Genomic DNA, 15,107 nt, shown 5'->3' with positions numbered 1-15,107 from the left:
CAAGTCCAATGAAAAGAGGATTTTAGCGGGACTCATTGGGCGTAAGTCTATGAATCTGCCGAACGTCTCTGCAAGGTATGGGGGGAGGGGTGCAGTGCAACCAAGCGGTTGCACGCGCTCAAAGCTTTGATGGATGGCTGGAAAGAGCGCTCGTGCCAATTCGCATCGCGTTTGGGAATTGATGCGAAAATAGACGTGTAAGTCTTCCCATGCCCCAAAATCGCACCATCGCCGTTGCCATGTCCGGAGGAGTTGACTCTTCTACCGTGGCGGCGATTCTCGCCCGATTGGACCAGGATACAAACGTCGTCGGCCTGACCCTGCAGCTGTGGGATCAGACCCGGCTGGCCGGAAAGCATGGAATTCCGGATGCGCCGAAGGCCGGACGCTGCTGTTCCCTTGATGACGTATACGACGCGCGACGCGTCGCTGAGCACCTTGGAATTCCGTATTACGTGGTAAATCAGGAAGAGCGGTTCGAGCAGGACGTGGTGCGGCCGTTTGTTTCGGAATACCTGGCAGGACGGACTCCGATTCCCTGCTCGTTGTGCAACAACCATCTCAAGTTTGATCAGTTGCTGAAGACAGCGCGCTCGATCGGCGCCGACTCGATTGCTACGGGACACTACGCAGTCAACGAGTACGAGCCGGAGCGAAAGCGCTGGATTCTGAAGCGGCCTGCTGACCTCGCCAAAGATCAGACGTACTTTCTCTTCGGTCTCACGCAGGCGCAGCTTGCGCACACGCTTTTCCCTCTGGGGCATATGACCAAGCCCGAGGTTCGTGAAGTGGCTCGGCAGAAGGGCCTGACGCTAGCCGAGAAGCCGGACTCGCAGGAGATCTGCTTCATACCCGGCGGCTCGTATCAGAATTTTCTCGCGGCCTATCTCGAAGAGCAGGGCGAGGCGATGCCCGACACAGCCGGTGAACTGGTCGCATCGAGCGGCGAGGTGCTTGGGCAGCACGAAGGCATCTCGAACTTCACCGTCGGGCAGCGCAAGGGACTGAAGGTGTCGTCGCCTTCGCCGCTTTACGTGTTGAATATCGATCCGGCCAGCCATCGCGTGACGGTGGGTGCCGATGCGGAGCTTGCGACGGTGACGCTGCGAGCAAACCGGCTGAACTGGATCAGCATTCCGGAGCTGTCAGCTCCGATGCGGGTGAAGGCGAAGATCCGGCATCGGCATGAGCCGGCCTGGGCCACGTTGGAGCCTGTTTCAGGAGCAGGACCAAACTCGGACTCGTCCTGCGCAGAAGTGCTCGCAACATTTGACGAGCCGCAGCGTGCAGTGACGCCAGGTCAGTCGGCCGTGTTTTACGACGGCGACGAGGTTGTAGGCGGCGGCTGGATCGTCTAAATCCCTGCAGCCATCGTCAGCAAGATGCACACGTTATACTGTCTCCGCATTCTTTTCGGAGAGAATTATTGATGCCTGAGAAAACGTTTGCTCGTCTGCTTGCGATTGTGGCTATCGCAGTGTCCACCGTTGTTGCTTCTGGTCAAAACGCACCTGCTACGCTGACGATTCATCCCGACCAGCCAACTTCAACGGTGAGCCCCACGCTCTACGGACTGATGACGGAGGAGATCAACTACTCCTACGACGGCGGCCTGTATGCGGAGATGGTGCGTAACCGGACCTTTCGAGGCGACTGGAGCGGCATCCTCTACTGGTATCTCGTAGAAGACGGAAACGCGCGAGCGAAGATCGAGGTGGACGAATCCACTGGCCCAAGCTCTGCGCTGCCCAAGAGCCTGAAGGTCAACATCGAGCAAGCCGACGCGAAGAACCAGGCCGGCGTGCTGAACGTAGGCTGGTGGGGAATGGCGCTGCACCGCAACACGATATACAAGGGCTCTTTCTACGCGAAAGCGGGTTCGACGGATATTGGCCCCATCACGGTGAGTCTCGTCAATGACAACACCGGCAAAGCTGTTGCCTCTGCGACCGTAGACGGAATCGGCACTGACTGGAAGCAACATACCTTTGCGCTGAAGACGGGCGAAATTGAAGCGTCAGCGTCGAATCATCTGGTGATTTCGGCAGGTCGTGCTGGAACACTGTGGCTGCAACTGGTATCGCTGTTTCCTCCGACATATCACGATCGCACAAATGGGTTCCGCAAAGACCTGATGGAAAAGATGGCGGCGATGCATCCCGCTTTTCTCCGTATGCCGGGCGGCAACTACCTTGAAGGCGATCACATCAAGGAGCGGTTCGAGTGGAAAAAGACGATCGGTCCGCTGGTGGACAGGCCGACACATCGCAGTCCATGGAATTATCAATCCTCCGATGGCATGGGACTGCTGGAGTTTCTTGGCTGGTGCGAAGACCTGCATATGCAGCCGCTTCTTGCGGTGTACGCCGGATATTCACTGTCGCAGGAGCACGTGAATCCCGGTGCCGATCTCGAACCTTACGTACAGGACGCGCTGGATGAAATTGAGTACGTCAGTGGCGGACCGGACACAAAGTGGGGAGCCGAGCGCGCGAAGGATGGGCATCCTGCTCCGTTCAAGCTTAGCTACGTCGAAATCGGCAATGAAGATTGGTTTGACCGCTCCGGCAGCTACGATGAGCGCTACACGCAGTTTTACAAAGCGATCAAGGCGAAGTATCCAGACCTGCAATTGATCGCAACCGCACCTGTGAAAAGCGTGAAGCCTGACGTGATCGACGAACACTATTACGTACGCGCCACACAGAACTTCCACGACGCAGCCCACTACGACACACCTGACGGCAACTCGTCTTCAATGCAAAAGTGGGACTCGGGCCACTTTGACAGGGCCGACCGCAACGGGCCGAAGATCTTCGTTGGCGAATGGGCTACGCGCGAAGGATCGCCGACACCGAATATGGGCGCAGCGTTAGGTGACGCCGCGTGGATGACTGGGCTCGAGCGCAATAGCGATCTGGTTGTGATGGCCGCGTACGCGCCAATGCTGGTGAACGTGAACCCAGGCGGAATGCAATGGGAAACAGACCTCATCGGCTACAACGCGATGAAGAGCTACGGCTCGCCTGCATATTACGCACAGGTGATGTTCGCTTCCTACTTGGGGGATCACACGGTCGCATCAAGATTGGAGAACGGCGGCGAGAAACTCTTTTACTCCGCGACGCTGAACACAGCAAAGAAGCAGATTTACCTGAAACTCGTGAATGCATCGTCGGACGCTCAGCCACTTGAGCTAGCGATGCCCGGAGTTCATGTTGCGGCGAGCGCCAGGATGGTTCGCCTGAGTGCGCCGGATACGCAAACCACAAACAGCATCGAAGATCCCACACGGCTGGTGCCCGTGGAATCGACGCTGCACAACGTGAACAGTAAGTTGATGGTGACCCTGCCGCCGTATTCGATCCAAGTACTGCAGATTGATCTTCAGTAGCTCTCGCGCAAACACAAAGGCCGGAATTCGAAATGAACTCCGGCCTTGGATCTTTTGCAGAAGCGAAATTGCTGCCTAGACGAACATGTCTTCATCGGCAGTGGCTTCGACGCGCACACCGGGCCTGCGGCCGGTTGCGATAACGCCCAGGAAAGCTTTGGCTCCGGCGAGAAATGCCGACACCTGGCGGACGGGTCTACTTACCGTATCAGCAACCACATTGCTGGCGTGCTCTACACTGTCTACCACTCCGGTAAACATGTTGTCGACGCGGCTAGTCTGGCGATGTACACGATCGAGAACGTCGCCGGCTACCATCTGGAACTGCTGTGTCTGCTCTCGAAGAGTGCGGACGACTTCGGTAATGTCAGTCGATACGGATTCGATCTTCGGGGCAAGCTTCTCAAGCGTGTCACGCGACTTTTCGATAACCGGCATCGCAGACGCGCGCAATTCGTGGACGTCTGATTGCAGCGAAACGACGGTCTTGCGTATGGTCAGGAAAGCAACCAGCATTACGATCGCCTGGACGAGCAGCGCGACACCGGTAAGGGCAACGAAAATTACGAGGAGTGTTTCATTGTTCATTGGGGCACCGACGCGATCCTAACGCTTGATGGAACTCGTGCAGCGTCCCTGTGAGAGAACGCCGGTAAGTGAGCCGATGTGCCGATTCAAATCACTCGACTGGCGGCCCAATTGCAGGAAATTAAGAGAGCCTGAAATCAACCTCAGGCTCTCTTCCACAATCACGCTGTAGGCTCGGTAGGCTTGGCATTCGCCTGATATGCTTCGCGGCCCGCGTCAACGGCAGCACCCACGCGGCTGGTCTGGTCGTTGACCAGATTTTTGCCGCGCTCAACAAAGTCTTCCCACTGCGCACGACCGCGATCCACAACTTCGCGTCCTCGCCCTACATACTGGTTGACCTGTTCCTTGCCCTTGTCGACGATTTGACCGACCTGCTCGGCGGCTTGACGGCTGCGTGCACGCAGATACTCAGTTCCCTCTCGTGCGCCCTGTGCGAGGTCTTCGCGGGTTTCGCGCCCGCTCTTAGGAGCGTACAAAACGCCGATCAGTGCTCCAACGCCCAGTCCAGCCAGAAACCACGCTACTCCTTGACCATTGCTAGAATCTTCGCTCATAAACCTATATCTCCTTCTGCCCAGTATTCAAGAAGCCTGAGCCTATCAAAACACCATGTTACGCCGCAAATGCCGCGGTGCGCAGAATTTGCAGTGCACACCGCGGGATGTAGAAACAGACCGATCCCCAAAGAAAACCGCTCTCTTCAGTTCTCTTGGCATTGGACGCCGTGGTTGTGGAATCAGTTGCAAAGTCTGGCGATACGTCTTTCGAATCGTGCCGACGCTCGATTGCGGGGACGCGCAATCTACTTTGGCAATAGGCCACGTGCGATGGCGTCGAGAATCCCATTGAGGAAGTTGATCGATTCTGGTGCGGAGTAGCGCCTGGCGATTTCCAATGCCTCGTTGATGACGATGGGAAACGGTGTGGACTTGAATGCCAGCATTTCGCCGACAGCCATCCGCAATAGATTGCGATCAACAGCCGGCATCCGTTCCAGCCGCCAATGGCGGGAGTTTGCGACGAGAAGCTCGTCAATCTTCTCCTGATGAGCAAGCGATGAGTTAAAGAGATCTTCGGCAAAGCCGCGGACTTCTGGTTCGACGTCGTCGACTGATTTCCAGAAGGTGGCGCGTACCTGGTCGGGGGTCTGCTTGCCTAGGTCTGCCTGGAATAGCATCTGCATGGCAAGTTCGCGGGATTTGCGGCGAGTACCGGCGCTCAAGCGTTTCCGCCTTCCAAGAGTTTTCGCCTCAGACTCACCATTTCAATCGCTGCGACCGCTGCTTCAAAGCCTTTGTTTCCCGCCTTGATGCCGGCGCGATTGAGTGCCTGCTCAAGATTTTCGCAGGTGAGAACTCCGAAGCCGTGGGGCACACCTGTCTCCTGCTGCGACTGACCGATGCCGCGCGATACCTCGTTGTAGATGGCCTCGTAATGGGCGGTTTCGCCACGAAGGAGGCAGCCGAGGGTCACAATCGCATCAACCTTGTGCTGCTCGGCAATTGTGCGGGCGGCGGCGGGAATTTCCCATGCACCGGGCACGCGGACTACTTTGATGTCGGGCCGTTTTGCGCCACTGCGCATCAAAGCGTCAACAGCGCCGTCGAGCAGCCGGTCCGTGATGACGGCATTCCAGCGGGCGACCACAATGGCGAACTTCATTCCTTCCGCAGATAGATCGCCTTCAATTGCAAGGGGCTTTCCTTTGGTGGGATCTGCCCACGCCCAAAATGTGAAGGCGAAACCTGGCTCAGGCTGAACGGTGAAGAGGCGTGACTTCCAATCCGATTCGAAAATCGGGGATAAGGGCGCAAGCTCAGTATTACCGCCGCTAGTCTTCAGCCACCTTTCGGCGGCCTGATGTGCGGAATCGAGCGACGTCACTTCCACCATTAAATCGGCGACCGAAGGAAACCGACCATGTACGAATTCAAGGTTCGCCAGTGGGGCGAGAAACGAAGCGCCTGTGCTGGAGGCCTCTTTCCATCCTGAACCTCTTGCGAATCCCATCGCTTCGAAGAAGCCCGTCAAACGCTCGTATACAGCTGCGTCTGCGGCCGGTCGAAGGATGGAAATTCCCTTGATCATGCTTTGATTCTATCGTGCGGCAGCGGCCCGTTTTTCCATTGCCGGGGTGTCGGAATCGGAGGCAGGAAAAAGGCCGGCAGAAAGCCGGCCTTGGATGATCGTTCCGCTCAAAGCTAGGTGGTCGCGCGCGGCTTAACAGCAATCGCGGTTGTCGGGACGCTGCCAGTTGACGGCGAAGTAATGAGGCAATCCGGGTCAGTTCCAGGCGTGCACGCAGGCAACTTGGGATTGATCTGCTGCGTATCTTGAAGCGTGGTTGTATTGATGAAGTGGATCAGATTGTCGCCGGCCGTCGAAACGAAAAAGAGCGTGTTGTCGAGGCTGAAGGCTCCGGTAAGGGGAGCAGTCACAGCGGAACCACCCGTAAAGGCGACGTAGTTCACGGTGCCCGGCGCTCCGTTCGAAGAGGTCATGTAGTAGGGAAGTTTTGCGCCGGGCGTCGAACCCGTATAGGTCAGGAACGCCAGATTCGACGCCCGTGAAGTGACAATCTGGTTGACTGCCGTCGCGTTGATTCCGCTGACCGCCTGCTGGGTGGTCGGATAGGGATGGTCAATTATGAGTGGCTCCATGGTCTGACCGGACTGTGGACAAGCTTTTGGGAGATTAATCAGGTTGGTGGTTCCACCCGTTGCTTTCCCGTTGCTTGGGGTGAAAGGAATGGACACGGAGATGTCAGATATCTCCACTCCGCCGCCGGCAATGGCCGCTCCGAGCATGTGTTGTCCGTCGGCGGTTGCAGCCAGCGTGTCGGTCTTATCAGGCACCGAGTCTCCCTGGGGGTAGAACACGATGTTGCTGTAATTGCTGGCTGTGCCAGACGGACACCAGGTATGCGCAACCGTGGGGTTGCCGCTGAGATAAGCGCCCACACTTGGGACGGTTAGTGCAAGGTTTGTTGCTCCACCTGATGCGGTCAGATCGTAGCTCGTAAAGCCAGTGTTGGCGTTGAAGACATACAGCGTATCGGAGTGACCCGCACCGGCCGATACGCTATCGGCGATGTAGAGAGTCTTCGAGTCCGGGGTCCAGGCAGCCGAACTGGCCATGCCCGTAAAATTCGCGGCAACGGAACCGGAAGAGTTGTAAATGTACAGAACCCGTCGGACCTGATCGTTAATCAGAACCTGGCTGCCATTCGGAGCAACGGCGAGCACGACACCTGGCACCGAGGTGTTGGGCGTTCCCGTCATCGCGTCGCTCGCGAGGTTAAACGTCATCAGAGCGTGGGAAGATCCGAAGTAGAGCGTAGTTCCGAGCTGATCCATCACCATAGAGTTTGGGACATACGGCAGACGAATCGTAGAACCTAGCTGATTCCCGACCAGATCGTAGGGCACAAAATACTGGGAAAGGCCGGGCGACGAAAACCACGCGCGGGAGCTCGCTGATCCTGGTGTTGTGATGGCCACCGCATTGCTTGAAATCGACAATCCTGTCCCGAACAATCCCACCTGGTTGATCGGCGAAGGATTACACGTGGATGGCTGGCAAATGGCATAGACCGATGCCTCACCGGGAAACGACGGAACGACGGATCCAGAACCGCCAACGTTGATATCCAACTGGTTGGTGGACTCGTAATCGAGAGTTAAACCAGTGATCGGCTGGCCATTCGTATCCAGCACCGTGGTTTGGAGGTTCTGCGTAATTCCCTGCGTCACAGTCCCGCTAGTGGCACCATTCAGGGTGACTGATATGGACTTGGGCGGGCAGGTGCTGAAGTATCCGGCCGAGGATCCAGAACCGGCAATGGAAGCAGTAATCGCTGTTGTTCCCGGCTGAGCGGCGGTAATTACATTGGTCGCGCTATTCAGAGTCGCAATAGCTGAGGTACTTACCGCGTATGTGAGCGCGCCGATTGAATTCGAACAACTAGGAACAGAAGTGACGCCAGGGGCCAATCCTCCCGGACACGAATAGTTCGTAACCGTTGAAGGAGCGCAAAATTCATATTGTTTACCGCCCGATGCGTAGCATGCTTCCGAGTCGAGTTGAGCGCTGGCGCCCTGGGAGTAGCATTGCTGCGCACCGGCGACAACACCAGAAGTCGCAAGTGCGACAGAACTGACTGGAGCATGGACATATACTTCCACGGGATTGGAGGTCACCGAGTTGGCAGATACAGAAATGTACGCGGTTTCATATGGCAATCCATTGCTCTTGGGAAGGGGATTGGGGGGATTGCAAATGGTGTAATCCGGAATGCCGCCGCCAGAGTTGCGGTTCCAGGTACCGGCACACATATTGCCGCTCGGAGTGATGTCTAGTATCTGGTTATTGGTGGTGGCGTACGCGTAACTGGATACGCTTGCAGTTACACCCTTGCAAGTTGTAGCGGTCGGCGCATTGATCTGCCGGGTCTGCCCAAATGCGAGTGACACGCCGGTTGTCTTCGGCTCCAGGTCGATCGCATAAACATCCGTGTCCTTCAACCCGTAGCCGAGACCATTGCAATAATTTCCCGCCGGGTTGCGGTAGCAACCGGTGAAAGTCATCCCCGCTGGAATTGCCAGAAAGACCAAAAAAACGAGCGTCAGATACCGCCGCATGAATCCTCCCCGCCCCGCCTGATCGAACCGCGGAACGGTCTCTCCGAATGCGTTAAGAAAAATGGGTTAAAAGCGAGCCTGCCTTGTGCCCGACGCTGGCCTGGACCCGGCTCATGGCGCGCAGGCTACCGGGACTCGGCATTCGTCCACACCATGCAGCCGGTCGACAGAACACGCTCGATTTGCTCCAAAGAAAAGTGTATCAGGGCAGGATGGGGTCTAGGTCCCTCCTGGCCCAGCTGATTGCTTTGTCTTTTGATAGACTCGCGGATCTCAAGTTGGCGAGCAAAAGCCTGTCATCGGCCACCCGAAGTGGTCTGCGAGCTCGCCGGGCTCGAAGGCATGTACTTGGAGAACCATTCGACAGCGCGATCCATCACATCGCGTCGATGCTCGGGGTTGACAAACCCGTGTCCTTCGTTGGGATACACCACCAGTTGAGTCGGGACGTGTTCATCCCGCAGGGCATGCCAGAACTCATAGGACTGCGGCGCGGGACACTCGCCGTCGCGATCGCCAACAACTACCAATGTTGGCGTCTTCGCTTTCTTGATGTAGTTGATCGCGGAGCTTTTGGCGTAAACAGCCGGATCGTCATAGACGGAGGCGCCAAAGTACGGAATCATCCATTGATCGATCGAGTTCTCTCCGTAGTAGCTTTGCCAGTTCGAAAGGCCTGCGCCAGAAACAGCCGCCTTGAAGCGGTCGGTCTGAGTGACCGCAAACATCGTCATGAACCCGCCATAGCTCCAGCCCGTAATGCCTACCCGCTGTGGATCCACTGGATACTTCGCGAGCACAGTGTCCACGCCGGCCAGAATGTCGCGCAGGTCTCCGTAACCAAAATCTTTTCGGTTGGCCTGGGTGAAGACTTCGCCCTGCCCGTAGCTGCCGCGGGGATTCGGCTCGAGGACAAAATAACCGAGCGCGGAGAAAACAGTAGAGCTGAGGCCGCCACCGCCGCCCCAGCGCGCCGTAACCGCCGCGGCGGGGCCGCCATGGACCTCGACGATGAGCGGATATTTCTTTTCCGGATCGTAGTCCTTGGGCAGCAGCAGCCAGCCTTGGACGCGAAAACCGTCGCTCTTCCAGCTTAGCGATTCGGATTTGCCCCAGCCCGGCTGGACGCCATCGTTGAAGTGCGAGATCTGCATCACTCCTTCGAGGCCGGATGTCATCACGGTGGCGGGCTTGGCAGCATAGATTTCGCGCGGATGTTCGAAGGTGCTCGCTCCGAAGACGAACATGGAACGATCCGCAGTTGAAGAGAGGCTCATCTCGAGGCGGCCATCGCCAACAGAGCCGGGAATGCTGAAGATGGGCGAGCCAAAAGTGATCGGTCCGGTCCCGGTGCGGTCACCGGTTAGTCGGTACCGAATCAGCTGACTGTTGCCACCGGCCAGTTCGCTGACGAATAGATGATCATTGCTTCCCCACTCGATCCATGCCGGAGAGGTGGGACGACCCTGGCTGAGATCGCGCGGCTGGCCTCCGTCCGCAGAAATGATCCAAACATCGCCGCCGGTTGAGCCCTGGTCGCTCATCAGACCGCCAATAAACGCGATGGCCATACCATCCGGCGACCACCGTGGCACGGCGATTTGCAGTCCGTGTAGCGGACCAGAAACTTCGGCGGGCGTAAGGATAGAGTTCGGCTGACTTCCGAGAGACTGGGTATAAAGTTTTGCCACCCACCAGTTGTTCTCGCCCGGCGGCTCCGCAGCGATGTACGCCAGCCGTTTCGAATCGGGAGACCAGTCAAATTCGTAAACGTGAAGGGTAGAGGGTGTCAGTAGAGTTGGGGCCGCCGCATCATCGTTCACATGCGCCATCGCCACACGCTGTATCTCAACTCCATCCTCGCCGATGACACCGGAGGGCGGCTTCATCGCTGCCAATGCACCAGCCGGTCGTGTTGCGCCTTCAACAAAAAGGAAGGCTATCTGTCTTCCGTCGGGGGAAAAAGCTGGCGCCTGCGGAAGTCCCTTCAGCGCCGTGAGCCGTTTGACGGGGCTGCCATCGAGCCTCGAAAAATAGAGATCTATCTGATGGTCGGAAGAACTGGCGCAGTCAGAAAAAAAGGCGAGGCCTTTGGAATCGGGGGCCCACACAAATTCTCCCTCGCGGCAATGCTGCTCGGTATTCGCCGCAGCGGTGACGCGTTCGCTTTTCGTAAGATCCGTCGGCGATGCCACGCGAATCTCCGATCCCCCGCGACCGCCGTCAATCCAGGCCAGCTTTTTCCCGTCCGGCGAGATTCCTACCTGGCCGAATCCACGTCCGCGATTGAGCCCACGCACCACCTCTTCAATATGGGCTCGGTCTGGGCTGCCCTTCGCAGTTTCCGTTTGAGCGAAAAGTGGCGCCGTCGTAAGCACAGACATGAAAAGGATGGCGCTCGGCGGAAGAACGGCGACTCTGCAACTGCGAAAGGGGATCCTGAACATGGAGAAATGCTATCAGGCTAAAGGCGCTGACGATGGTAACGCGATCTCATGCAGAACTCTTCGAAGGCTTATACAAACCCATCACAAACAATTGCATCGAAATTGTTTGCAGGGGTTAGATATTTGGTCCTGGAAGTTACATAGATGTAAGTACATAGAGCTATTGAAGTGTCTTTAATGTAAGCGTTTGCCAAAGGCCGCACCGGCCAAACGACAGAACCTAGATCAGGAGAGATAACGGGAAATGATTGACGAAAGCCAAACTCGCCTGTCCACCGGGATAGCGGGACTGGACGACATACTTCGTGGCGGGCTTGCCAAGGGCTTTCTTTATTTAATTGAAGGCAATCCGGGGGCCGGCAAGACGACGCTTGCACTGCAGTTTTTGATTGAGGGTGCCGAGCGAGGGGAGAAGGGACTTTATATCTCTCTCGCGGAGAGCGAGGCTGAGTTGCGGCATGTCGCCGCCTCGCATGGAATGAATCTGGATAACGTTGAGATTTGCAAGATCTCGCCGCCGGAGATTGCCGGTGAGACCGGGCAGCAATACACCGTATTCCAGCCGGCAGAGGTTGAACTGGCCGACGTGCTCGAAACAATCCTCGCGAAGGTGCGAGATGTCGCCCCATCACGAGTGATTATCGATTCGATGTCAGAGTTGCGGATGCTGGCTCGCGATTCATTGCGCTACAGGCGCCAGGTGCTAAGCCTCAAGCAGTTCTTTGAAGGCCGCGACTGCACAACTCTTCTGCTGGATGAGCGGTTCCGTGACAATCCGGAGAGCCAGGTTCAGACGATTGCGCACGGGGTGATATCTCTCGAAGTCCTGCAACGTAGTTACGGAATCACTCGGCGGCGACTGGAAGTATTGAAGGTCCGGGCATCAAGCTTCCGCGAGGGATATCACGACTACATCATCGTGAAGGGTGGCGTACTTGTTTTTCCCCGGCTGGTATCGGGTGAGCATCGCGGGGCGCATATTGCTCCGGAGAATCTTCCCAGCGGCGTAGCGGAACTCGATTCCCTTTTCAACGGCGGAGTGCAACGCGGGACAAGCACTTTGGTTGCGGGACCGACGGGATGCGGCAAATCGACGCTCTGCTCCCAGTTTGTATTGAGCGCCGCCAAGCGAGGAGAAAAGGGCGCAATCTTCACATTCGACGAGACGCGGCAGTCATTCATGGTGCGTAGCCGCGGGCTGGGAATGGATCTTGACCGGTATCTCGACAGCGGGATGATTCATCTGGAGCAGGTAGATCCAGCGGAGCTCTCACCGGGTGAATTCATTCATCGAATTCGCGCGGGCGTGGAAGAGAAGCAGTGGCGCATTGTGGTAATCGACAGTCTTAACGGATTGATGAATTCCATGAGCGAGGAGCAGGCGCTGACGGTACAACTTCATGAATTGCTGTCGTACTTGAACCAAGTGGGTGTGGCATCGTTTATGGTGCTGGCGCAGTACGGATTGCTGGGGAGTTCGATGTCGTCTCCTACAGACGTAAGCTACCTGGCGGACAATGTGTTGTTGCTGCGCTATTTTGAGGCGGCAGGCGAAGTGCGGCAGGCCATTTCGGTGATGAAGCGGCGGTCGGGACCCCATGAACGCTCCATTCGCGAACTGCAAATGAGCGCAGGAAAATTGATTATCGGAGATCCGCTGCGCAATTTCATGGGGGTACTTACGGGAACCCCGGAGTACAAGGGGGGACAACAGTTACTGTGACCGACTCTCTCGCCAATGTTCCCCGATTCCTGGTTGTTGCTCCAATCGGGCGCGACGGCGAACTGATATGCGGACTACTGAATCGTGCGGGCTACCGGTCAGAGCGCGTGCAGCACGTGCGCCAGGTAGAGGCGATCGACAGCGCGCTGCTGCTTGGACTGATCCTGACTGATGAAGCACTGCTTCGCGGCGGGATTGAAGCCTTTCAAAAGGTGATTCGCGCCCAGCCCGTCTGGTCGGAGTTGCCATCCATTCTTCTCACGAGCGGCGCGAATGAACCAAGTTATGCGATGGTAGCGAGCCGTGCCCGCATGGAAATCCAGAGTTTGATTCTGTTGGATCGCCCAGTGCGCAAAGAAATGCTGCTGAGTGCTATTCAAGTCGCATACAACTCGCGCCAGAAACAGCTTCAGGTCCGAGACGCGACAGACAAGCAGTCTCGAAGCGATGAGGCACTCCGCAAATCAGAACAATTGGCTGTGACGGGGCGCATGATGGCGACCATGGCGCACGAAGTCAACAATCCGCTTGAGGCACTGGGAAATCTGCTCTTTCTCGTGGAGAACAGTGGCTCGCTTGAAGAGGCACATTCTTTTGGTCAACTGGCCACGAAGGAACTTCAGCGGATCAGCGAGATCGTGGACCACACGCTGCGCTTTCATCGTGCTCCGGCTAAGCCGGGCTTTACTGACGTATCGGAACTGGCGATCTCGGCGTTAACGCTGTTCCGTGGAAAGTTGCGAGAGCGGCACATTCGCGAGCGAATCAAGGTGGAGCGGGCTTTCGGCTATTGCAGCGAAGGCGAAATCCGGCAGGCGCTGGTCAATCTTATCGGCAATGCCGTTGATGCCATGCGCGATGGCGGCAATCTGCGGATACATGTCTCCCCGGTTTCGATTAATGGCGTTGAACACGCGCGGCTGACCATAGCCGATACAGGGGCGGGCATTCGCAAGGAAATCCGCCAGAGTCTTTTCAAGCAGTTCTTCACTACGAAAGGCAGTAGCGGAACAGGACTGGGGTTATGGCTGACCCGCGACATCGTGCGGCGCAATGGCGGAAAACTGCGCTTCCGGTCGCGTACCGAAACGCCGAGCGGCACGGTGTTTACGATTTATTTGCCGGCTGTGCCCGACGTGCAGCCTAGTCAGCTGCGAGGCGAGAAAATTCCGCAAACAGGAAGACGCGCCGCCTCGACCGTGTAAGAAAGAACGTCACTTCTCGCTGTCAAGCACTTGCATCTGGTGCGCATCATAGCGAGTACCGGCGACCGAATCCGCGGGAACAGCGTCTTCAATCGTAGCTATCTCCTGGGCAGTAAAGGTAACGTTCAGCGCTGCAAGGCTCTCCGTTAGCTGTGCGCGGGTGCGTGCCCCTATAACCGGGACGATAGCCGGACTTTTAGCGAGAACCCACGCGATAGCGAGTTGAGATGGCGTTAACCCCTTGCTTTGTGCGACCTCTGCCAACTGCGCGACGAGCTTCTGATTCTGCGTCTGATTCTCCGCGGCAAAACGCGGGAATCGATTTCGAATGTCGCCGGGACCGTTCTTGGGAGAACCGGAGAGCAGACCACGCGAAAGCACTCCGTAAGCAGTGACCGCAATGCCAAGCTCTTCGAGAACAGGGAAGATCTTTGATTCTGGCGCACGGCTGATGAGGGAGTACTCAATCTGCAAATCAACAATGGGATGGATCTTGGCAGCGCGGCGAATGGTTTCCGGCCCGACCTCGGACAGTCCGATGTGACGGACATAGCCCGCCTTGATCATGTCGGCAATGGCGCCAATGGTGTCTTCAATCGGGACATGGGGATCGAGACGCGCGGGACGGTAGATATCGATGTAATCAACGCCGAGCCGCTTGAGTGAATAAGCCAGCGCAGTTTTGACCGCGGCTGGACGTGCATCATACCCGAGCCATGCCCCATCTGGTCCACGCTGTGCGCCGAACTTGACGGAGATGAGGACCTTTTCGCGGAAGAAGCGGAGCGCCTGGCCAAGCAGCATCTCGTTGTGGCCCATGCCGTAAAAATCCCCGGTATCGATCAGGGTGACACCGGCATCGATAGCTGCGTGGATGGTGGCCAACGACTCCGGCTCCTCCGCAGGTCCATACATGCCGCTCATGCCCATACATCCGAGAGCCAATGGGTATACTGCGGGGCCGGTTGAGCCAAGTTGACGCGGCTGAATGGCGGATGTAGTAGTCATGGCGGAATCCTCTTCGTGGGGCATGATAAGCCTGCTGATCAGATGCGGCAAGGTGCGTAGCCGATGCGATGATGCAATGCGACAAACGCCCTCGATAGT

At 57.0% G+C, this 15,107-nt stretch carries 11 protein-coding genes; 4 read left to right on the top strand and 7 right to left on the bottom strand.

Going from position 1 to position 15,107, the window contains the following annotated elements; translation table 11 throughout:
* The first annotated feature begins 209 nt into the window (after positions 1–209).
* Together mnmA and P8935_RS06920 are read left to right on the top strand one after the other, a co-directional pair.
* The gene (gene mnmA / locus P8935_RS06925; protein ID WP_348264259.1) at positions 210–1,358 is read left to right on the top strand and encodes a tRNA 2-thiouridine(34) synthase MnmA; all 1,149 of its coding nucleotides are present in this window, start codon (positions 210–212) and stop codon (positions 1,356–1,358) included.
* A gap of 71 nt (positions 1,359–1,429) precedes the next feature.
* Positions 1,430–3,394, top strand: coding sequence for an alpha-L-arabinofuranosidase C-terminal domain-containing protein (locus tag P8935_RS06920; RefSeq protein WP_348264258.1), 1,965 nt, complete (start codon positions 1,430–1,432; stop codon positions 3,392–3,394).
* 75 nt (positions 3,395–3,469) lie between these two features.
* Here P8935_RS06920 and P8935_RS06915 read toward each other — a convergent pair whose 3' ends face one another.
* The 6 genes from P8935_RS06915 to P8935_RS06890 form a co-directional block, all read right to left on the bottom strand.
* The gene (locus P8935_RS06915; RefSeq protein ID WP_348264257.1) at positions 3,470–3,982 is read right to left on the bottom strand and encodes a hypothetical protein; all 513 of its coding nucleotides are present in this window, start codon (positions 3,980–3,982) and stop codon (positions 3,470–3,472) included.
* A 161-nt stretch (positions 3,983–4,143) separates the two neighbouring features.
* Positions 4,144–4,539 carry a YtxH domain-containing protein gene (locus tag P8935_RS06910; RefSeq protein WP_348264256.1) on the bottom strand — a complete coding sequence of 132 codons (396 nt, stop codon included), beginning with the start codon at positions 4,537–4,539 and terminating at the stop codon, positions 4,144–4,146.
* Between the two features lie 248 nt (positions 4,540–4,787).
* On the bottom strand, positions 4,788–5,207 hold the full coding sequence (gene nusB, locus P8935_RS06905) for a transcription antitermination factor NusB (protein ID WP_348264255.1): 420 nt from the start codon (positions 5,205–5,207) through the stop codon (positions 4,788–4,790).
* Positions 5,204–6,073 carry a 6,7-dimethyl-8-ribityllumazine synthase gene (ribH, locus tag P8935_RS06900; protein ID WP_348264254.1) on the bottom strand — a complete coding sequence of 290 codons (870 nt, stop codon included), beginning with the start codon at positions 6,071–6,073 and terminating at the stop codon, positions 5,204–5,206. The genes nusB and ribH overlap by 4 nt, the downstream gene beginning before the upstream one ends.
* Positions 6,074–6,186: 113 nt before the next feature.
* Entirely contained in the window at positions 6,187–8,625 is a 2,439-nt protein-coding gene (locus P8935_RS06895) for a hypothetical protein (RefSeq protein ID WP_348264253.1), read from the bottom strand.
* Between the two features lie 296 nt (positions 8,626–8,921).
* The gene (locus P8935_RS06890; protein WP_348264252.1) at positions 8,922–11,009 is read right to left on the bottom strand and encodes a S9 family peptidase; all 2,088 of its coding nucleotides are present in this window, start codon (positions 11,007–11,009) and stop codon (positions 8,922–8,924) included.
* A 307-nt stretch (positions 11,010–11,316) separates the two neighbouring features.
* Between P8935_RS06890 and P8935_RS06885 the strand changes: the two genes are divergently transcribed.
* Complete coding sequence (locus P8935_RS06885; RefSeq protein ID WP_348264251.1) at positions 11,317–12,795, top strand: ATPase domain-containing protein; 1,479 nt, start codon at positions 11,317–11,319, stop codon at positions 12,793–12,795.
* On the top strand, positions 12,792–14,000 hold the full coding sequence (locus P8935_RS06880; protein ID WP_348264250.1) for an ATP-binding protein: 1,209 nt from the start codon (positions 12,792–12,794) through the stop codon (positions 13,998–14,000). The genes P8935_RS06885 and P8935_RS06880 overlap by 4 nt, the downstream gene beginning before the upstream one ends.
* A gap of 9 nt (positions 14,001–14,009) precedes the next feature.
* Here P8935_RS06880 and P8935_RS06875 read toward each other — a convergent pair whose 3' ends face one another.
* Positions 14,010–15,008, bottom strand: coding sequence for an aldo/keto reductase (locus P8935_RS06875; RefSeq protein ID WP_348264249.1), 999 nt, complete (start codon positions 15,006–15,008; stop codon positions 14,010–14,012).
* Positions 15,009–15,107: the final 99 nt, after the last annotated feature.

It is taken from the genome of Telmatobacter sp. DSM 110680 (genome assembly GCF_039994875.1).
Lineage (GTDB): Bacteria > Acidobacteriota > Terriglobia > Terriglobales > Acidobacteriaceae > Telmatobacter.
The sequence above is the reverse complement of the archived record's forward strand: the minus strand, read 5'-3'. Positions and strand labels throughout refer to the sequence as shown.

What these genes read in the sequence shown, in the direction of transcription:
- mnmA (WP_348264259.1), top strand. Translation starts at nt 210, where the DNA reads ATGCCCCAAAATCGCACCATCGCCGTTGCCATGTCCGGAGGAGTTGAC.
- P8935_RS06920 (WP_348264258.1), top strand. Translation starts at nt 1,430, where the DNA reads ATGCCTGAGAAAACGTTTGCTCGTCTGCTTGCGATTGTGGCTATCGCA.
- P8935_RS06915 (WP_348264257.1), bottom strand. Translation starts at nt 3,982, where the DNA reads ATGAACAATGAAACACTCCTCGTAATTTTCGTTGCCCTTACCGGTGTC.
- P8935_RS06910 (WP_348264256.1), bottom strand. Translation starts at nt 4,539, where the DNA reads ATGAGCGAAGATTCTAGCAATGGTCAAGGAGTAGCGTGGTTTCTGGCT.
- ribH (WP_348264254.1), bottom strand. Translation starts at nt 6,073, where the DNA reads ATGATCAAGGGAATTTCCATCCTTCGACCGGCCGCAGACGCAGCTGTA.
- P8935_RS06895 (WP_348264253.1), bottom strand. Translation starts at nt 8,625, where the DNA reads ATGCGGCGGTATCTGACGCTCGTTTTTTTGGTCTTTCTGGCAATTCCA.
- P8935_RS06890 (WP_348264252.1), bottom strand. Translation starts at nt 11,009, where the DNA reads ATGTCTGTGCTTACGACGGCGCCACTTTTCGCTCAAACGGAAACTGCG.
- P8935_RS06885 (WP_348264251.1), top strand. Translation starts at nt 11,317, where the DNA reads ATGATTGACGAAAGCCAAACTCGCCTGTCCACCGGGATAGCGGGACTG.
- P8935_RS06875 (WP_348264249.1), bottom strand. Translation starts at nt 15,008, where the DNA reads ATGACTACTACATCCGCCATTCAGCCGCGTCAACTTGGCTCAACCGGC.